This window comes from Streptomyces sp. A012304 (assembly GCF_026008495.1).
Lineage (GTDB): Bacteria > Actinomycetota > Actinomycetes > Streptomycetales > Streptomycetaceae > Streptomyces.
In genome coordinates this window covers 100,104-117,530 of record NZ_BQUN01000095.1, presented here as the reverse complement: position 1 = coordinate 117,530, position 17,427 = coordinate 100,104, and the positions used below count along the sequence as shown (strand labels likewise).

16 protein-coding genes and 1 pseudogene are annotated in these 17,427 nt (G+C 72.9%); 10 read left to right on the top strand and 7 right to left on the bottom strand.

The features are described 5' to 3' along the window. Positions 1-130: 130 nt before the first annotated feature. From ALMP_RS20560 to ALMP_RS20540, 5 genes are all read left to right on the top strand, one after another. On the top strand, positions 131-598 hold the full coding sequence (locus ALMP_RS20560) for a DUF1772 domain-containing protein (RefSeq protein ID WP_264930388.1): 468 nt from the start codon (positions 131-133) through the stop codon (positions 596-598). A gap of 73 nt (positions 599-671) precedes the next feature. After that, entirely contained in the window at positions 672-1,724 is a 1,053-nt protein-coding gene (locus tag ALMP_RS20555; RefSeq protein ID WP_264930386.1) for an acetylserotonin O-methyltransferase, read from the top strand. A 91-nt stretch (positions 1,725-1,815) separates the two neighbouring features. Further along, positions 1,816-2,565 carry an SDR family NAD(P)-dependent oxidoreductase gene (locus ALMP_RS20550; RefSeq protein ID WP_264930383.1) on the top strand — a complete coding sequence of 250 codons (750 nt, stop codon included), beginning with the start codon at positions 1,816-1,818 and terminating at the stop codon, positions 2,563-2,565. Position 2,566: 1 nt separating this feature from the next. Next, positions 2,567-2,878, top strand: a complete 312-nt coding sequence (locus tag ALMP_RS20545; protein WP_264930381.1) for an antibiotic biosynthesis monooxygenase — start codon at positions 2,567-2,569, stop codon at positions 2,876-2,878. Then, positions 2,875-3,192, top strand: a complete 318-nt coding sequence (locus ALMP_RS20540) for an antibiotic biosynthesis monooxygenase (protein ID WP_264930379.1) — start codon at positions 2,875-2,877, stop codon at positions 3,190-3,192. Before ALMP_RS20545 ends, ALMP_RS20540 begins: the two co-directional genes overlap by 4 nt. Before the next feature lie 223 nt (positions 3,193-3,415). Here the strand turns inward: ALMP_RS20540 and ALMP_RS20535 are convergent, their stop codons facing one another. From ALMP_RS20535 to ALMP_RS20525, 3 genes are all read right to left on the bottom strand, one after another. Beyond that, positions 3,416-4,417: a beta-ketoacyl-ACP synthase III gene (locus ALMP_RS20535; protein WP_264930376.1), complete on the bottom strand. Its 1,002-nt coding sequence runs from the start codon at positions 4,415-4,417 to the stop codon at positions 3,416-3,418. Further along, positions 4,414-5,490 (bottom strand): hypothetical protein, encoded by a 1,077-nt coding sequence (locus ALMP_RS20530; RefSeq protein WP_264930374.1) that lies wholly within the window; start codon positions 5,488-5,490, stop codon positions 4,414-4,416. The genes ALMP_RS20535 and ALMP_RS20530 overlap by 4 nt, the downstream gene beginning before the upstream one ends. 184 nt (positions 5,491-5,674) lie before the next feature. Further along, the gene (locus ALMP_RS20525; protein WP_264930567.1) at positions 5,675-6,106 is read right to left on the bottom strand and encodes a MarR family winged helix-turn-helix transcriptional regulator; all 432 of its coding nucleotides are present in this window, start codon (positions 6,104-6,106) and stop codon (positions 5,675-5,677) included. Positions 6,107-6,299: 193 nt separating this feature from the next. Between ALMP_RS20525 and ALMP_RS20520 the strand changes: the two genes are divergently transcribed. Further along, a complete protein-coding gene (locus ALMP_RS20520) occupies positions 6,300-6,728 on the top strand; it encodes a DUF6069 family protein (protein ID WP_264930372.1) in 429 nt (142 codons plus the stop codon). Between the two features lie 109 nt (positions 6,729-6,837). Continuing rightward, positions 6,838-8,736 (top strand): asparagine synthase (glutamine-hydrolyzing), encoded by a 1,899-nt coding sequence (asnB, locus tag ALMP_RS20515; RefSeq protein ID WP_264930370.1) that lies wholly within the window; start codon positions 6,838-6,840, stop codon positions 8,734-8,736. A gap of 76 nt (positions 8,737-8,812) precedes the next feature. On the opposite strand, the gene ALMP_RS20510 is transcribed toward asnB, so the two are convergent. Further along, positions 8,813-10,654 (bottom strand): AfsR/SARP family transcriptional regulator, encoded by a 1,842-nt coding sequence (locus ALMP_RS20510; protein WP_264930368.1) that lies wholly within the window; start codon positions 10,652-10,654, stop codon positions 8,813-8,815. A gap of 229 nt (positions 10,655-10,883) precedes the next feature. Between ALMP_RS20510 and ALMP_RS20505 the strand changes: the two genes are divergently transcribed. Next, complete coding sequence (locus ALMP_RS20505) at positions 10,884-12,557, top strand: MDR family MFS transporter (protein ID WP_264930366.1); 1,674 nt, start codon at positions 10,884-10,886, stop codon at positions 12,555-12,557. 695 nt (positions 12,558-13,252) lie between these two features. On the opposite strand, the gene ALMP_RS20500 is transcribed toward ALMP_RS20505, so the two are convergent. Both ALMP_RS20500 and ALMP_RS20495 read right to left on the bottom strand, forming a co-directional pair. Next, positions 13,253-13,552, bottom strand: a complete 300-nt coding sequence (locus ALMP_RS20500; protein WP_264930365.1) for a DUF6059 family protein — start codon at positions 13,550-13,552, stop codon at positions 13,253-13,255. Positions 13,553-14,024: 472 nt separating this feature from the next. Further along, a pseudogene (locus tag ALMP_RS20495) lies at positions 14,025-14,435 on the bottom strand (STAS domain-containing protein); the annotation flags it as partial. A gap of 153 nt (positions 14,436-14,588) precedes the next feature. On the opposite strand from ALMP_RS20495, the gene ALMP_RS20490 reads away from it, so the two are divergent. Together ALMP_RS20490 and ALMP_RS20485 are read left to right on the top strand one after the other, a co-directional pair. Next, positions 14,589-15,485 carry a universal stress protein gene (locus tag ALMP_RS20490; RefSeq protein WP_264930363.1) on the top strand — a complete coding sequence of 299 codons (897 nt, stop codon included), beginning with the start codon at positions 14,589-14,591 and terminating at the stop codon, positions 15,483-15,485. Positions 15,486-15,513: 28 nt separating this feature from the next. Next, positions 15,514-16,419, top strand: a complete 906-nt coding sequence (locus ALMP_RS20485) for a universal stress protein (RefSeq protein WP_264930361.1) — start codon at positions 15,514-15,516, stop codon at positions 16,417-16,419. A gap of 14 nt (positions 16,420-16,433) precedes the next feature. On the opposite strand, the gene ppk2 is transcribed toward ALMP_RS20485, so the two are convergent. After that, the gene (gene ppk2 / locus ALMP_RS20480) at positions 16,434-17,237 is read right to left on the bottom strand and encodes a polyphosphate kinase 2 (protein ID WP_264930359.1); all 804 of its coding nucleotides are present in this window, start codon (positions 17,235-17,237) and stop codon (positions 16,434-16,436) included. Between the last annotated feature and the right edge of the window lie 190 nt (positions 17,238-17,427).

Genomic DNA, 17,427 nt, shown 5'->3' with positions numbered 1-17,427 from the left:
CTCGACGGCCCGCCCCGCGCGGCCCGCCCCCGGCCCGTCGAGCCGTCTTCGAGTCCCCTTCGACCTGGCCCTCCGAGAGTCGGGGCAGCGGTCCGCCGTATCGGACGGCGGCCAGGTCGGGAGGGGGACTGTGGTGGATCCGGTCCAGGTACTGATGCCCGCGGCGCTGCTCGCCGGTGGTCTCGCGGCCGGCGGTCTCGCGATCTCCGTGCTCGCGGCCCCGCTGTTCACCACGCTGCCCACCGCGATGTACGTCCCGGTGCACAAGGGCCTGGTCACCCGCTTCGACCCGTTCATGCCGGTGTCGCTGCTGAGCTGCCTGCTGTGCGACATCGCCCTGGTGGCCACGGCCCCCACCAGCGCCGTCCGGCTGCTCGCGGCCCTCGGGGCGCTGCTGCTGGCCGCGGCCATGACCGTCTCGCTCACCAAGAACGTGCCGATCAACCGGTGGCTGTCGACGCTCGACCCGCAGCGTCTGCCCGCCGACTTCGACCGCCGCGACCCGCGCGAGCGCTGGATCCGCTGGAACCGGGTGCGGGGCGCGTTCGCCGTCGCGGCGCTGCTGGCGAACGTCAGCGCCGCCGCCGCACTCATCTGACGACCCGTCGACCCGCGACCTCCCCGCATGCCCCGCACGTCACGACACCGCCCTAGGAGAAGGTGTGGACACCATGACCGGAGTGGTCGGCCCGGCGATGACCGCCGCGCTGCCGCCGCACGTACGGCTTCTGCTGCTGACCGACGGCAAACGGATATCCCGGGTGCTGCACGTCGTCGCCGAGCTGGGCGTCGCCGACGAGCTGGCCGACGGCCCGCTCACGGTGGCGGAGCTCGCCGGACGGACCGGCACCCACGCGGACTCCCTGGGGCGGGTGCTGCGCGTCGCCGCGGCCTTCGGCGTCTTCGCCGAACAGCCCGACGGCCGGTACGCGCTCACCGACCTGGGCGAGGTGCTGCGCGCCGATGTGCCCGGCAGCCAGCGCGACATGGTGCTCTACAACGGCGACGAGATGCTGTGGCGTTCCTACGGGGCGCTGATGCACACCGTGCGCACCGGGCAGCCCGCCTTCGAGGCCGCCTACGGGCACGGCTTCTTCGCGCACCTGGAGCAGGACCCGCAGGCGGGGGCGCTGTTCGACCGGGCGATGACCGGGATGAGCCGGGCCACCACCCGGATGCTGCTGGACAGCTTCGACTTCGGCCGCTTCGGCCGGATCGCCGACATCGGGGGCGGACGCGGCTACTTCCTCTCCGAGGTGCTCCGCCGCCACCCCGAGGTGCGCGGCACGCTCGTCGACCGCCCGGCCGTGGTGGCCGAGGCGCACAAGCTGCTCGACGAGGCGCGGGTCGCGGACCGCGTCGAGGTCGTCCCCGGCGACTTCTTCGCGGAACTCCCGGCGGGCCGGGACGCGTACGTGCTCAAGGCCGTCCTGCACGACTGGGACGACGAGCGGGCCGCCGCGATCCTCGGCCGGATCCGCGACGCCCTCGCCGACACCCCCGAGGGCCGGCTGCTGATCTGCGAGTTCCTGGTCGGGCCCGCCAACGAGTGGGACCGCGGCAAGCTCCTCGACCTGGACATGCTCATCCGGTTCGGCGGCCGGGAACGCAGCGAGCCCGAGTGGCGGGCGCTGCTGGACGGCGCCGGCTTCGAGTTGGTGAACGAGCCGGTTCCCGGGCGCTGGGCGGTCCTGGAGTGCCGCCCCGTCCAGCCCGCCCGGTGAACCGCGCACGACCGCACACACAGACGGACGGACCCGTACGGACCGTACGACACGACGGCGCGGCCACGGTCGCGAGTGAACGGAGGATGGCATGGAACTTCGACTGGTGGGCAAGAACGCGCTGGTCACCGGCGGCAGCCGGGGCATCGGGCGGGCTGTCGTGCTGGCGCTCGCCAAGGCCGGCGCGTCGGTGGTGACCTGCTACCGGCAGGAGGGCGAGGCCGCGGAGAGCCTGGCCCGCGAGCTGAAGGAGATCGGGGGCGAGCACACCCTGGTGCGCGCCGACGTCGGCACCGCCGAGGGCGTCGAGACCCTCCTCGCGGAGGTCCGCGACCGCTTCGAGACGCTGGACATCCTGGTCAACAACGCCGGGGTGATCAGCCAGATCCCCTTCGCCCAGCTGCCGTTCGAGGAGTGGGAGCGGGTGATCAGCACCAACCTCACCGGCCCGTTCATGGTGATCAGCAAGGCGCTGCCGCTGCTGCGTGAGGGCTCGTCGGTGATCAACGTCGGCTCGCGCGGCGCCATGGCCGGCATCCCGCTGCGGGGCCACTACACCGCCTCCAAGGCGGGCCTGGTCGGTCTGACCCGCACGTTGTGCAAGGAACTCGGCGGCAAGGGCATCCGGTTCAACGTCGTCGCCCCGGGCGTCATCGACACCACCGACCCCGAGGAGCTGACCGACGAGCAGCGCGCCGCCTACAACGAGCGCTACCTGCGGATGATGGCGCTCGGCCGGTTCGGGCGCCCGGAGGAGATCGCGGGGGCCGTGCTGTTCCTGGCGAGCGACCTGTCCACGTACGTCAACGGCGAGACGCTGCACGTCGACGGGGGTGTGTGAGGTGGCCGCGCGGGCCGGGGCCTTCCGGGTGCTGCTGACCGTCCAGGTCAAGCCGGGCCTGGAGGCGGACTTCGAGAAGGTGTGGGCCGAGGGCAGCAAGGAGGTCACCGCCCAGCGCGCCAACCTGGGCCACACCCTGGCGCGCAGCGCCCAGGAGGCGTCCGTCTACTACGTGGTGAGCGACTGGACCGACCGGGACTCCTTCCTCGCCTTCGAGAGCAGCGCCGAACACGTACGGCACCGCGAGAAGCTGCACCCGTACCGCACGGGCGGCTCGCTGGCGATGATGCACCTGGTGGAGGTCGCCGGATGACCGGGGCGCCGGGCCGGGTGCGGATCCTGCTGTACCTGCGGGCCACGCCGGAGCAGGTGCCCGCGGTCGAGGAGGCGTACCACCGGATCAGCAAGGAGCTGGCGGACACGCCCGGCATGCTGGGCAACGAGCTGCTGCGCGACGTCACCGACCCCGGCGCGTACGCGGTGCTCAGCGAGTGGGAGAGCCTGGCCGCGTTCCGCGACTGGGAGGCCGGCGCGGGCCACCGCGGCACGACCTCGCCGCTGCGGCCCTACCAGGACACCGGACGGCCGAGCCCCTTCGCCCTGTTCGCGGTGGAGGCCGGCTACTGACGCGGCCCCACCACCACCGCCCTGTGCCGTGAGGAGCACCGCTCCTCACGGCACAGGCGTGTGTGCGGGCGTCCGCGTGCCTTGGGCGCGGGTGTCCGCGTACGGCGTGGGCGTGGGGTTGGGCGTGGAACCCGTCGTGCGGCTGGTCGTGCGGCTGGTCGTGGTACCACAGGAAGCGGGCACCCGAACCGGGTGCCCGCTTCCTGTCGCCGATACGGCCTGCTCAGGGCAGGCGTACCACCTGCCCCGCGTAGACCAGGCCGGCGCCGAAGCCGGTCAGGAGGGCGAGGCCGCCGCTGGGGGCGCGGCCGGTGGACAGCAGCTCGTCCATGGCCAGCGGGATCGAGGCGGCCGAGGTGTTGCCGCTGGTGACGATGTCCCGGGCCACGGCGGTCCGCTCGGACAGGCCCAGCTGTTCGACGACGAAGTCCGTGATGAGCATGTTGGCCTGGTGCGGGATGAACGCGTCGAGCTGGTCCACGGTGACGCCCGCGAGGTCCAGCATCCGCCGGGCGGCGGGGACGAGTTCGCCGGTCGCCCAGCGGAAGACCTTCCAGCCGGCCATCGTGATGGCGGGCCGGGCGTCCGGGCGGGCCCCGGTGCCGTCGTGCCAGGGTGAGGTCATCTTCAGCGCCGCGTTGCGCGAGCCGTCGGCGTGCCACACCACCGGTCCGATGCCCGGCTCGTCGGACGGGCCGACGACGACCGCGCCGGCGCCGTCGGCGAAGAGGAACGCCGTGTCGCGGTCGGAGTGGTCGAGGATGTCCGTCATCCGCTCGGCGCCGATCACCAGGACGTGGTCCGCGCGGGCCATGCGCACCAGGTCACTGGCGAGCGCGACCGCGTGGCAGAAGCCCGCGCAGGCCGCCGAGACGTCGAAGGCGGCGGCCCGCTCGGCCCGCAGCCGGTGCGCGACCTCCACGGCCACGGCCGGCATCTGCTCCATGGAGGTGATGGTGGCCACGATGACCGCGCCGAGCTGGTCGGCGCCGATCCCCGCGGCGGCGAGCGCCTTCTCGGCGGCGGCGGTCGCCATCGTCGGCAGCGTCTCGTCCGGGGAGGCGTAACGGCGGGAGCGGATGCCCGAGCGTTTCTCGATCCAGTCGGGGTCGAGCCCGGTCCGCTCGGCGATCTCGGTGTTGGGCACGGACCGTTCGGGCCGGTAGGTGCCGACGCCCAGCAGACGGCTGTGGCGCAGGACCTGGGTGTCCTGGAGAGTGATCATGACGCGTGGACGTCCTTTCGAGGGGCACGGGTGGTCTTCGCGGGGGAGTGCCGGCGGCCCCGGGAGGTCAGGCCCCAGGGCTTGTACGTGGAGACGGCCGTCATGAAGACCAGGCAGAGCAGGGCGAGGAGGGCCGAGCCGGCCATGCTCCAGCCGACGGTGTCGAGTTCGCCGCCGCGCACCGGGGCCTTTTCGTCGACGAGTTCGTTGGCCCGCAGGATCAGCTGGTGGATGACCGAGAAGCCGAGCACCATGACGCCCATCGTCAGGAAGAACTTCACCGCCACCCATCTGCGGTGCAGCAGCCGCCACTTGGTGCCCGCGCCCACCACGATCCCGGTGATCAGCGCGAACATGCTGGTCATGCCGAGGAAGATCTCGTCGAGCATCGACATCGTGCGGTACATGGAGGCCTGCTGCTCGGCGTTGTGCGTGGTGGCGCCCGCCACCGACATGGCGAACATGCCGGTCACCAGCCCCAGCCAGCCGACCGAGATGGCCACATGGGCCGTGAGGACCGCCTTGCGCAGGCGCTGCGAGATCGTACGGCCCTCCTCGCGCACGCTCGCCATCCACCGGTTGACGGAGGGCACGTAGAGCAGGACCAGGCCGACGACGGAGGGGATCAGGCTGGCGACGGCGAGGCTCGCCTGGAGCGGCCCGACCAGGGGGCGGCCGCCGAGCTGCGCGAGCCCGAGGCCGGTGAACAGCAGGCCCAGGGAGGTGAACACCGTCAGCAGCACCCGGCCCCACTGACGGCCGGCCCGCAGCATCTCGGCGAAGAAGCCGAACAGCGCGCAGAAGGCGATGGTCAGGGCCAGGTCGCCGGTGGTCGCCGCGCCGGCGGCGCCGGTCTCGACCTGGTGGGCGATCTCGAAGACATTGCTCGCGATCGCGGCGAGCGTCGCCACGATCACCATGGCGTAGGCCCAGCCGATGGCCGCCGGCGGGCGGGGAACGGGCGCCGCGGTCGCGGCTGCCGGGGGAGCCGGGCGGACCGCCCGGGCGGGCGGTCGGGCGGGAGCGGTCGCCTCCGCGACCCTCTCGCGCCCGGTCCGGTCTGTCGTACTCACCGTCGCGCCTCCTTCGGGACAAGGCGCGTCCGCCCCACGGCAGCGGGGCTCTGATGCGCCGTCGGTAGCGGGTTCGTGGCGCGATCAGCGTTCCGGGGCGAACTCGAAGCCCACTCGAAACACGGTGGACGGTGACAGGGGGCCGCGGCGGTCGGCCGCGGTCGGTGGCAGGGCCCCCGGCCGGTCAGCCGCGGTCGGTGTCGTCCAGGGAGAGCACGAACTTGGTGAGCAGCCGGGCGAACTCCTGCTGCTCGTCCGGGTCCCAGTCCTCCAGCACCCGGGAGTAGAAGTCCTGGCGGGTACGGTGGGCGGCGGCCACGGCGGCCCGGCCCGACCCGGTGAGCTCCAGACAGCTGCGCCGGCCGTCCTCCTGCGAGGCGATCCGGCGCACGAAGCCGGACCGGACGGCGTCGGCGACGATCCGGCTGGCGCGCGAGGGGTCGATGGCGAGCCGGTCCGCGACGAAACCGACGGTGACGTCCCGGTCGCCCTCGCTGGACCCCTCGTCGACCACGTCGATGACGGCGAGCGTGTTGAGGTCCAGCGGCTCGGCCATGCCCTCCACCACCGGCCTGGCCAGACTGCGCCGGGACTGGCGCCGCCGGATCCGGATCATCGCCAGCTCCACGGCGTTGAGCACGGCCTCGTTCACCACGGTGTCCTTATTACTCACAAGTTCGAGGCTACTCGCATACGACTGGACCGTGCATTCCTGGGCGTGAGACACTTATGTGAGAAAGTCATTCATGTGCTCGTGGCAATCATGCGGGCGCGGCTCGAACGTCCCACGAAGCCCTGAGGAGGCACAGATGTCCAGCAACTCCACGGCCACGCGCACCGCGGGCCCGGTGCGCACCCGAGCCCTCGCCGTCCTGGCCACCGTGGCCGTCGGCGGGCTGATCTGGCTGGTCGCCCACTCGGTCCTCGACATCGACCTGCGGGTGCCGGACGGCCCCGGCTCGACCACCACCACCGAACTCGCCCTCCCGGCCGTGCTGATCGGCACGGCGGTCGTCTCCCTGCTGGGCTGGGCCCTGCTGGCCGTACTGGAACGGGTGACCGCCCGCGCCCGCGTCCTGTGGACCGTCGCCGCGCTCCTCGTCCTCGTCCTCTCGCTCTTCGCGCCGCTGTTCGGCGAGGGGCTGGAGGCGGGCAACCGGGTCACGCTGGTGCTGCTGCACCTCTCGGTGGGCGCGATCCTCGTCCCGGCCTTCCGCCGGGACGCCCGGACCGCCTGACACCGGCCGCCCGGCCGGCGCACGGGGGTCCAGCGCCCCTCCACGTGGATTCGAGCGCCCGGGGAGATCTTGGAACCCAGGCACCGAACGCCACGGAAGGAGATCCCCTATGTGCGGCATCGCAGGCTGGGCCGGCCGCGAGGACGGACCGGCCGGGCAGCAGCCCGCCGTCGCGGCCGGCATGGCGCGGACGATGGCCTGCCGGGGCCCGGACGACTCCGGCGTCTGGGCGGACGGCAGGGCGACACTGATCCACACCAGGCTGGCGGTCATCGACGTGAGCGGTGGCCGCCAGCCCATGACCGCCCGGCCCGACGGACGGACCGGGACCGACGCGACCGCGGCCGGCGAGGACCCGGCCGCGGTACTCGCCTACAACGGGGAGGTCTACAACTTCCGTGAGCTGCGCACCGAGTTGACCGGCCGCGGCCACCACTTCGTCACCCGCAGCGACACCGAGGTGGTGCTCCACGCCTACCTGGAGTGGGGCGAGCGGTGCGTGGAGCACCTGGAAGGCATGTTCGCCTTCGCCGTGTGGGACCCGCGCCGCCGCACACTGCTGCTGGCCCGGGACCGCTTCGGCATCAAGCCGCTCTACTACGCGCCGACCGCCGACGGGCTGGTCTTCGGCTCCGAACCCAAGACGCTGCTCGCCCACCCCGCGGTGCGTCCGACCGTCGACCTCGACGGGCTGCGGGTGCTGTTCTCGATGGCCCGCGCTCCCGGCGAGAGCGTCTACCGCGACATCCGCGACCTCCCGCCCGGTCACACCCTGACCTACGGCCCCGGCGGCGTACGGCTGCGCCGCTACTGGCAGTTGGAGGCCCGCCCGCACGAGGACGGCCTCGACGACACCGTGCGCACCGTGCGGGAGCTGCTGGAGAGCAGCGTCTCCCGCGAGCTGGTCTCCGACGTGCCGTTGAGCGTGCTGCTCTCCGGCGGTCTCGACTCCAGCACCGTCGCGGCACTCGCCGCCCGCGCCCTGGCCCGCGAGGGCGGCGGCCCGGTCCGCACCGCCACCGTCACCTACAGCGGCTACAGCGACAACTTCCAGCCCGACCTGGTGCGCAGCGCCCCCGACGCCCCCTACGCGCGGGCCGTCGCCGACCACATCGGCGCCGACCACCTGGAGATCGAGCTCAGCACCGCGGACCTGATCGACCCGACGGCACGCCGCAGCGTGCTGCGCGCCCAGGACGTCCCGGCCCCGTTCGGGGACATGGACACCTCGACGTACCAGGCCTTCGCGGGCGTGCGCCGGCACACCAAGGTGGCGCTCACCGGCGAGAGCGCCGACGAGATCTTCGGCGGCTACAGCTGGGTGCACATCCCCGACCTGGCGTACGAGGAGCAGTTCCCCTGGGTCGCCTTCGAGCAGTGGCATCCGGGCACCCGCGAGGGACTGGGGCAGGGGCTGCTGTCCGCCGCCTTCAAGGACCGGCTCGACATGGGCGCCTACTACGCGGAGCGGTACGCGCAGGCCATGGCCGGCATCCCCCGGCTGGCCGGGGAGGACGCGGAGGAGCGCCGCGCCCGCGAGATCTGCCATCTCCATCTGACCCACTGGCTGCCCCGGCTGCTGGAGCGCAACGACCGGCTGAGCATGATCTCCGGTCTGGAGGTGCGGGTTCCGTTCTGCGACCACCGGCTCGTGCAGTACGCGTACAACATCCCGTGGGCGATGAAGACCTTCGACGGCAGGGAGAAGAGCCTGCTGCGGGCGGCCGTCGCGGACCTCCTGCCCGAGCAGGTGCTGGAGCGGCCCAAGGCGCCCTTCCCGGTGAGCCAGGACAGCACCTACACCAAGGCCCTGCACGCGGAGTTCGCGGAGGTGCTGGCCGATCCGGCCTCGCCCGTGCTGCCGCTGCTGGACCTGGACCGGGCGCGGCATGTCGTCGGCCCCGAGGGTGAGGCGGAGACGCGGGACTGGCTGCACCGCATGAACGTCGAGATGGCGCTCCAGGTCAACAGCTGGCTGCTGGCCCACGGGGACTGCCTGGAGCTGTGAGCCCGGGCCGGTGGCCCCGACGGGCACGACTCAGGGGCGCCCAGGAAGGGCGCCCCTGAGCCATGGGGGGTGGCGGTCAGGTGTAGGCAGGTGTCATGGGCACGCGCAGGGCGGTCCGCAGCAGGGCCGGGAGGCGGTACTGGAAGTACCGTTCCGACGAGCCGTCGCTGACGAGGTCCACCTCCAGCAGGAGGAACTCGACCAGCTCTTCGAGGAGTTCCTCGGTCTCGTCGAGGCCCGTCCCCAGGACGTGGGCCGCGTTCTCCACCGTCAGCACGCCCTCACCCGCCCCGGCCAGTTTGCCGAGCACCTCGCGCAGATGCGGGGCGAGGCCGCGACAGCGCCGCACGACGTGGTGGAAGGGGTGCGGGCGCTGCGGGGAGACCGTCGTCGGGCGGTCCCGGCCCATCCAGTCGATGAGCTGGCGCATCGACCAGTGCGGACGCAGCGCGAGCAGGTCGGCGGCCTCCAGGACCGGGCCGGGCAGGCCGCCGCACAGGTCGACCATCCTGCGCAGCGACGAGGGGTCGTCCAGCAGACGGTTGCCGCCCAGGGCCTCCAGGAGGAGTTCCCCCGACAGGTCCGCGGGGAGCGGCGGGACGTCCACGGGCGTGCCGAGCTGACCGCCGCACAGGCGTCGGTAGCCGGCCACCAGGAGGGCCGACCCGGCGTGCCCCGGCACCAGATCGGTGACCTGGTGGGCCGCCGCCACGTCGTCGGCCACCAGCAGGACTCGGCGTGGGGCGAGCCAGGCCTGGAGCATCCTGGCCCGCCCGGATCTGGTCGTGGGCAGGTCGGAGCGCCGGCATCCGACCGCCTCGAGCAGATCCGCCAGGACGTCCTCCGCGGTCCGCGGCGCGGCCGGGTCCCCGAAGGTCACGTACAGCCGTCCGTCGGGGAACGCGTCGCCCAGGCGGTGGGCGACGGCGACGGCGAGGGCCGTGACGCCCGCGCCGGGCGGCCCGGCGACGGCGACACAGCGGGCGCGGTCCGTGCCGCCCGGCTCCGTCAGCAGCCGGGTGATCCGGGAGATCTCGGCCGCCCGCCCGCGCAGCGGCACATCGGGGGGCAGCGTCACCGGCGGCTCGGAGTCCGCGACGGCCGCGTGCGCGCCGATCACGGTGGCCCGCTCCACGGGCAGGTCGAGCCCGCGATCCCCGGCCAGTACCTGCTGGTGCAGCCGCTGGAGTTCCGCGCAGGGCTCCAGGCCCAGCTCCCGGGTGAGGACGCGGCGGATGCGCTGGAAGACCTCCAGGGCGTCCGGCCGCCGGCCCGCCCGGTAGAGCGAGAGCATGAGCTTGGCGTGCAGCCCCTCCCGGGTCGGGTTGTCGGCGGCCAGTCCGGTGAGTTCGCTGATCAGACGGTGGTGGCGGCCGAGGAGCAGATCCGCGTCGATCCGTTCCTCCAGGACTTCGTAGCGCTGTTCCTCGAGCCGGAGGGCGTCGATGCCGACGATCGGGCCGGGGGCCAGATCGCTGAGGGCCGGCCCACGCCAGACGGCGAGCGCCCCGTGGAGCAGGTCGGCGGCCTCCGCGACCGCGCCGCGCTCCATGGCCTGTCTCCCGCGTGTCGCCAGGTCGGTGAACTGCTGGGCGTCCAGGCAGCCCTGGGGCAGGGAGAGCCGGTAGCCGCCCGGGGTGGTCAGCAGCGCCGGGGAGCCTCCGGTGCCGCCCGAGGGCCGCGGCTCGCAGAGTCCGGGCAGCTTGCGCAGTTGGTAGATGTACGTCTGAAGGGTGGTGGCGGCGCTGCACGGCGGGCGTTCCTCCCACAGCTCCTCTACCAGTTGATGGAGCGGAACCGTGGTGTTGGCCCTGAGGGCCAACAGCGCGAGGACTTGACGTACCTTCGGGGCGGACGGCGTGACGTGCACGCCCTCATGGACGACTTGCAGGGTTCCGAGTAACCCGATCTGCAGCACTGGCCCTCCCGTTGATCGCATCTGACACGGCCTGATGCTCGTCGTGAGCCTGGGGTTGGCCCCTTGACTTCTGCTTGAGGTGCGCTCGACAGGTGCTTGGCGATCCGATGTCTGTCTCAATACCCCCTCGACATCGCAAGGCTCTGCCGAACTATGCTACACATGGCATTCATGTGCTAAAAGCATGTAGTTGCCGATCGGCTGTGTATGTGCCTGACAAGGAGTCCCGATGACGCACACCGGCTCGGGCCGCCCGAGCGGAGCGGCCGCCCCCACACCCGCGCCTTCTCGACCGCTGCCGTCGCGCTTCCCCCTCCTCCTTGCGTCCCTCTTGCTGACCAGTGCGATGTCGATGCTGGACCAGTCGATCGTCGCCACGGCGGGCCCGAGTCTGACCGCTGACCTGGGCGCGTTGAACCTGTACGGCTGGACGTTCACGGCGTATATGCTCACGTTCAGCGTGTCCATGCCCATCTACGGCAAGCTCGGCGATTTGTTCGGTCGCCGGACGGTCTACCTCTCCGCCGTCGTCATCTTCCTCGTGGGGTCCATCGCCTGCGGAGCCGCCGGTTCGATGGGCCAGCTCATCGCCTTCCGCGCCCTTCAGGGACTGGGTGGCGGCGGGCTCCAGGTGAGCGCCTTCTCCGTGCTCGGCGATCTGATGCCGCCGCGTCAGCGCGCCAAGTACCAGGGCTGGTTCGCGGGCGTCATGGTGATCGCCAACCTGGCGGGACCGCTCGTCGGCGGTGTGCTCACCGACCAGCTCGGCTGGCGCTGGATCTTCTACGTCAACATCCCGCTCGGGCTCCTCGCGCTCGCGGGCCTCGCCATCCTGCTGCCGGGCAGCGCGGGACGAGCGGTCCGGCCGCGCGTCGACCACGTCGGCACGGTGCTGCTCTGTCTCCTCATCGGCTGTCTGGTCCTCGGCACCGACCTCGCCGGACGGGACGGCTGGGGCGACCCGGCGGTCCTCGCCCTCTACGCCGGCGCCGTGCTGCTGGCCGTGCTGTGGCTGCGCCAGGAGCGGTCCGCGGCCGAACCGGTGGTCCCGCTCGGCCTGTTCGCGGACCGGACGTTCACCATCTGCGTGGCCGTGGCGTTCGGGGTCAGCTTCGCCTTCTTCGGCTGCGTCAACTTCGTGCCGCTCTTCTACCAGGCGGCGCTGGGCGTGAGCGCCACCCGCACCGGCCTGCTCTTCCTGCCGGCGATGATCGGCATGGCGGTGGCCACGGTGGTGGCGGGACAGGTGATCGCGAAGACCGGCCGCTACAAGTGGTTCCCGGTGGCGAGCACCGCGCTGGCCGCGGGGGCCGCCGCGGTCATGTCACTGACGTCCGAGGACACCGGCGTCACGACCGTCGCGCTGCTGCTCGCCGTCATGGGCATCGGCGTCGGACTGTCCTCGCAGGTGACCACGCTCGTCGCCCAGAGCACCGCGCCCCGGGAGCACATGGGCGTCAGCACCTCCACGGTGGGGCTCGCCCGCAACCTGGGCACGGCTTTCGGCGCCACCGTCTTCGGCTCGATCCTCAACGCCCGGCTCGCCTCCGAGGCGCCACACCTGCTGCCCGCGACGACGGCGGACCAGATCGTCTCGGGCACCTGGGACCCCGCCCGCACCGCCTCCCTCGCCCCCGGCACCGCCGACGCGGTCTCCGAGGTCTACGGCAGGGCCATGTCCACCGTCTTCCTCTCCGCGGTCCCGATCCTCCTGCTCGGACTGGCCTTGTCCTTGCTGCTGAAGAACGACCGCTTGCCGGCGCGGGGGGCGGGGGGCCCGGGCGGCGGACCGGGAGGGCCGGGTGCCGGTCCTGGCGGACCTGGCGGGCAGGGCGGTCCCGGTGGAGCGGCGGGGCGCGGTGGGTCCGAGGGGCCGGATACGAAGCCGGTCGGCGGGGGCTGAGCGGCGGGGGCGTCGGTGACGGGCCCGGGCTGCCGGGTGCCTGCCTGACGGCTGCCTGCTGGCGGCCACCTGCCTGACGGTTACCTGTCTGACGGCCTGGGCCGGGGTTGCCGGATACCGGATGCTCCGGTCGTCCGGGCTGCCGGGTGCCGGATGCCCCGGTCTGCCGGACGGGGGCGCCGGCCTCGGCCGGCGGGTGGGCGGGGCCCTGCGCCTGACTGGCGGCGCCCTGCGCCTGACTGGCCGGGCCCTGCGCCTGGCCGGCGGGGCCTGCGGCCAACCGGCCGCGCCCTCGCGTTCAACCGGCCGCGCCCCGCGTTCAACCGGCCGCGTGCCCCCACCAGCCACACCCCGCGTCCGACCCGCCGCGCCGTGCTCCCGACCCGCTCGGGCAGCGGTGGTGCGGGAGGGAGTGGTCGGGTCGCCCGGTGCTTCGCGGGTCCCGGAACCCGGAACCCGCATCCGAGCGGCTCAGGTCGGTGATCTCGGCGGCGGCTCCGCGCCGGGTGGCCTGCCGACGGGCGGGAAGCGGCAGGGCGCGCGTCGACCGGCTCGGGCCGGGACCGGAGCTTCCGGGCGGCGGGCCCCGCCGCCCGGACGGGCGTGGTGGTGCCGGCGGACCGGGAGCGCGGATGCCGGGACTCCCGGGGCGAAGGTGGGTCAGCAGGCAGGCTCGGGTCGCCGACGCGGGCGCGTCACCCCGGGCCTGGTCGGTCCCAGACGTCCGCCAGGTCGCCCCACAGGGCGCGTTCGTGCGCGGGGAGGGCCGAGAGCGGGGTCGTGACCAGGCGTTCGGGGTGGCCCGCCACGGGGCCCGGCACCGAGGGGCCCGGCGTTCGCGGGCCGTCGTTCGCCGGCAGCGTCGGCGGGAGGCCGTACGGGGCGAAGCCGTAGCACTCGGGCGGGGTCAGGGCGCCGAAGCAGTGCCCCACGGCGACCAGTCCCGCCGCCATGTCGTGCCATGCCCGCCCCAGCCATGCCCGCACCCTGCGCACCACGGCCTCCCTTCGCCACGTGCCGGGCCCCGAAGCTAGAGGGCCCGCCTCGAGGACCGCTGGAGCGAGCAACCAGCGCGGCACCCACCGCAGGCACCAGGGACATCCCAGCGGGCTTCGAGTGGACGTGGGCACGGTGTTACCGGGGGTTGCGTCCACGGCCTGGCGGACCCCCGACCGGCGGACGGAACGCCGCGCTCCCCCCGTGGCGCGGCGCTCACCGCCGACTCCGCCGCCGGCGGCCCCGGGCCGCCGGCGGCGATCAGGCCGTTCGACGATCGGCACCCCCTGGCCGCCCGCCCGCTCGGGCCGCCCCACCGGCCCGGCCTCACCATCCTGGCCGCGCCCGCCTGCCGAACAGCAGCCCCCGTGGCTCCGGCGGCGAGAAGAAGCACCTGGCCGGGCACCGGGCGTTCCTCTCCCTTCTGGACCCGCGCGTCGACCCGTACGTCCTGCAGGTCATGCTGACAGCGGTGTCCGTGAGGCCGTACGCCGTCAGGTCATCCATCAGGTCCTGCTTGACGCGGGCGAGGGCGAAGACGATGCCGCGGCCGGTGAGTTCGCGGCGGAGTGCGTCGACGGCGTCCAGGGCGGTGATGTCGACCTCGACGTTGGCCTCGGTGTTGAGGACGAACCAGCGGACCGGGCTGGTCTGTTCGTCGACCGTGGTCAGGGCCCGGCGGTGGAAGTCCTCCGCGTTGGCGAAGAACAGCGGGGAGTCGTAGCGCAGCACGGCCAGGACGGCCGCGCCGGCGACGAGCGGGTACACCTGACTGCGGGCGCCCGCCGAGGAGGCCAGCGCGGTACGGGTGGCGCTGCTGCTGACCGGGAAGCCGTGCAGCGCGCCCGCGCCCAGGGCGGGGAACTCCTGATCGCTGTCCAACGGGTCCTTGGAAGAGGGCCGTTGGCACACACCGTGCCGCCGCCTTGCCGCCGCCCGCAGGGCCCACTGGCCCCGGTCGGGGACCTGCGGCCCCTGTCCCACCGGCTCCCACGCCACGACGCTGGTTCGAATCCCCGATGAGGAGGCAGAACCGTGATCCGCAATGTTGTCGTAGGTCTCGACGGCTCGCCCGAGAGCCGTGCCGCCGCGGAGTGGGCGGCCCGTGAGGCGAAGCGGCGTGGTCTTTCGCTCAAGCTGGTCCACGCCTTGGAGGCGGTCCCCGAGCCCATGGCTCTGGCGCAGTTCCTCGGAGCCGAGACGCAGCAGCGCTGGAGCGAGCGAAGCGAGAGGGCGGTACCCCCGGTCGGAGGCCGGGGGAAGATCCCGCGCGAGGTGGTCGAAGGGCTGAAGCTTCGTCACCCTGGACTGGACGTGTCCATGGAGCAGGTCCCCGGCAGGCCCGCCGAGGTGCTGACCGATGCGGCGAAGGACGCCGAGCTACTGGTCCTCGGCTCCCGAGGGCTGAGCGGCATCGGCGGATTCCTCGTCGGCTCCGTGGGTCAGGCCGTCGTGGCGCACGCCGAGCAGCCTGTGATTCTGGTCCGTGACAGGGAGCAGGCCGTCGGCGGGCCCGTCGTCCTCGGGCTCGACACCGACCACCCTGACGACGCGGTGATCGCCTACGCATTCGAGGCGGCCGCCCGCCGTGTCACACCCCTGCGGGTCGTCCACGCCTGGAACCTGCCGCCGTACTTCGCGTACGGCCTGCCCGCAGACCCCGAGCTCAACGCCATGCTGGGCAAGCAGGACGCTGCCACGCTGGCCGAGGTGCTGCACCGCTGGGAGGAGACGTACCCGGCCGTCGAGGTCATCGAGGAGTCCCGTTCCGGCAGTGCCGCCGTTCACCTGGTCGAGGCCTCCCGCGAGGCGTCCCTGGTCGTCGTCGGCCGCAGGATCCGCCGTCACCCGCTCGGCGCCCACATCGGCCCCGTCACGCACGCCGTGCTGCACCACGCCACCGCCCCCGTCGCCGTCGTCGCACACGACTGACGCTCCCGAGTCCACGAGGAGGAACCTCATGAACGAGGTACACCGCACCGCCCTGGAACTGCCCCTGGTAGTGGGCGTGGACGGCTCCGAGCCGAGTCTGCGGGCCGTCGACTGGGCGGCGGACGAGGCCGTGCTGCGCGGGGTGCCGCTGCGGCTGGTGCACGCCTCGCTGTGGCAGTGGTACGAGGGTGCAGCGCTTGCCGAGGACCTCGGCAAGCCGTCCGAGCAGGTGCTCGCCGACGGCATCGTCGACGGCGCCGCCCGGCGGGCGCGCACCCGGCAACCGGACCTGAAGGTGTCCACCGAGGTACTGCCCGAGGAGCCGGAGTACGCGCTGGTGCGGGAGGGACGGCACGCCTCTGCACTGGTCCTGGGCAGCCGGGGACGGGGCGGCATCGCCGAGCTGCTGCTCGGTTCCGTCAGCCTGACCGTGGCTGCCTACGCCACCTGCCCGGTGATCGTGCTGCGCGGCGGCCGGGACAAGAGGGCACAGCTTGTGACGCACGGGCGGATCCTGCTCGGTGTCGGCGAGGAGGCGCACGGTCCGGCGGCCGTGCGGTTCGCCTTCGAGGAGGCGGAGCGCCGCGGGGCCGTGCTGGAGGCCGTACGGGCCTGGCGGTGCCCCGCGCACGAGACCACCGACCACCCCCTCCTCGCGGGAGAGCCCGCCCACCTGCACGAACAGCGGGCCGCCGAGACGCTGGAGGCCGCGCTGAACGAGATGGCCGCCGAGCACCCGTCCGTGGAGGTGCACCGGCGCACCGCCGAGGGGCCGGCCCGCAAGGTGCTGCTCGACGCCTCGGCCACCGCTGACCTGGTGGTCGTCGGGGCGCGGCGGCAGAAGCAGACCTTCGGGCTTCAGCTCGGGCGGGTCGCCCACACGGTGCTGCACCACTCCGCCTGCCCGGTCGCCGTTGTGCCGCAGCGCAGTTGATACGACGAACGGCCTCAGAGGCTCGCCGCGTGATCGGGGACGTAGGTCTGCAGATCGCGCGGCGGCCGTACGTAGCCGGTCGACGGCGGACGAGGGGGCAGGTCGAGCACCGGCGGGGGTACCTCGTGGTACGGCACGGTGCTCAGCAGGTGCGCGATCATGTTCAGCCGGGCGCGCCGCTTGTCGTCGCTCTCGACGACGTACCACGGCGCCTCGGCGATGTCGGTGTGCACGAGCATCTCGTCCTTGGCCCGGGAGTACGCCTCCCAGCGGGTGATCGACTCCAGGTCCATCGGCGAGAGCTTCCAGCGCTTCGTCGGGTCCTCCAGCCGCTGCCGGAACCGCTCCTGCTGCACGTCGTCGCTCACGGAGAACCAGTACTTGCGCAGCAGGATTCCGTCCTCCACCAGCATCCGCTCGAAGATCGGACACTGGCGCAGGAACAGCTGGTGCTCCTCCTTGGTGCAGAAGTCCATCACGTGCTCGACTCCGGCGCGGTTGTACCAGGACCGGTCGAACAGCACGATCTCGCCGGCGGCGGGCAGGTGCTCGATGTAGCGCTGGAAGTACCACTGGGTGCGCTCGCGCTCGGTCGGCTTCGGCAGGGCCACGATTCGGGCCACGCGCGGGTTGAGGTGCTCGGCGACCCGTTTGATGGTGCCGCCCTTGCCCGCCGCGTCCCGTCCCTCGAAGATGACGACGAGCCGGGCACCCTCGGCCCGCACCCACTCCTGCAGCTTCACCAACTCCGTCTGCAGGCGCAGCAGTTCCTTCTCATACGTCCTGCGCGGCAGCGTCGCCGCCTTCTCGCCAGCCATGCCGCCTCCATCGCCTGGGACATACGGGGACCTGGGGGACTCCGGACAGCACGCTACAGGGATTCATTCGCAGTGCTCCGGCCTTCAGGCCGGGGGTGAAGCGAATCTTGTGGCTGGGACGCGGAGCGTCGCAGTGGCGTTCCGGCGGAGCCGGACCTGCGTCGTGACGGTGACTGGTCGCTCGTATGTT

What these genes read in the sequence shown, in the direction of transcription:
- ALMP_RS20555 (WP_264930386.1), top strand. Translation starts at nt 672, where the DNA reads ATGACCGGAGTGGTCGGCCCGGCGATGACCGCCGCGCTGCCGCCGCAC.
- ALMP_RS20550 (WP_264930383.1), top strand. Translation starts at nt 1,816, where the DNA reads ATGGAACTTCGACTGGTGGGCAAGAACGCGCTGGTCACCGGCGGCAGC.
- ALMP_RS20540 (WP_264930379.1), top strand. Translation starts at nt 2,875, where the DNA reads ATGACCGGGGCGCCGGGCCGGGTGCGGATCCTGCTGTACCTGCGGGCC.
- ALMP_RS20535 (WP_264930376.1), bottom strand. Translation starts at nt 4,417, where the DNA reads ATGATCACTCTCCAGGACACCCAGGTCCTGCGCCACAGCCGTCTGCTG.
- ALMP_RS20525 (WP_264930567.1), bottom strand. Translation starts at nt 6,106, where the DNA reads ATGATCCGGATCCGGCGGCGCCAGTCCCGGCGCAGTCTGGCCAGGCCG.
- ALMP_RS20520 (WP_264930372.1), top strand. Translation starts at nt 6,300, where the DNA reads ATGTCCAGCAACTCCACGGCCACGCGCACCGCGGGCCCGGTGCGCACC.
- asnB (WP_264930370.1), top strand. Translation starts at nt 6,838, where the DNA reads ATGTGCGGCATCGCAGGCTGGGCCGGCCGCGAGGACGGACCGGCCGGG.
- ALMP_RS20505 (WP_264930366.1), top strand. Translation starts at nt 10,884, where the DNA reads ATGACGCACACCGGCTCGGGCCGCCCGAGCGGAGCGGCCGCCCCCACA.
- ALMP_RS20485 (WP_264930361.1), top strand. Translation starts at nt 15,514, where the DNA reads ATGAACGAGGTACACCGCACCGCCCTGGAACTGCCCCTGGTAGTGGGC.
- ppk2 (WP_264930359.1), bottom strand. Translation starts at nt 17,237, where the DNA reads ATGGCTGGCGAGAAGGCGGCGACGCTGCCGCGCAGGACGTATGAGAAG.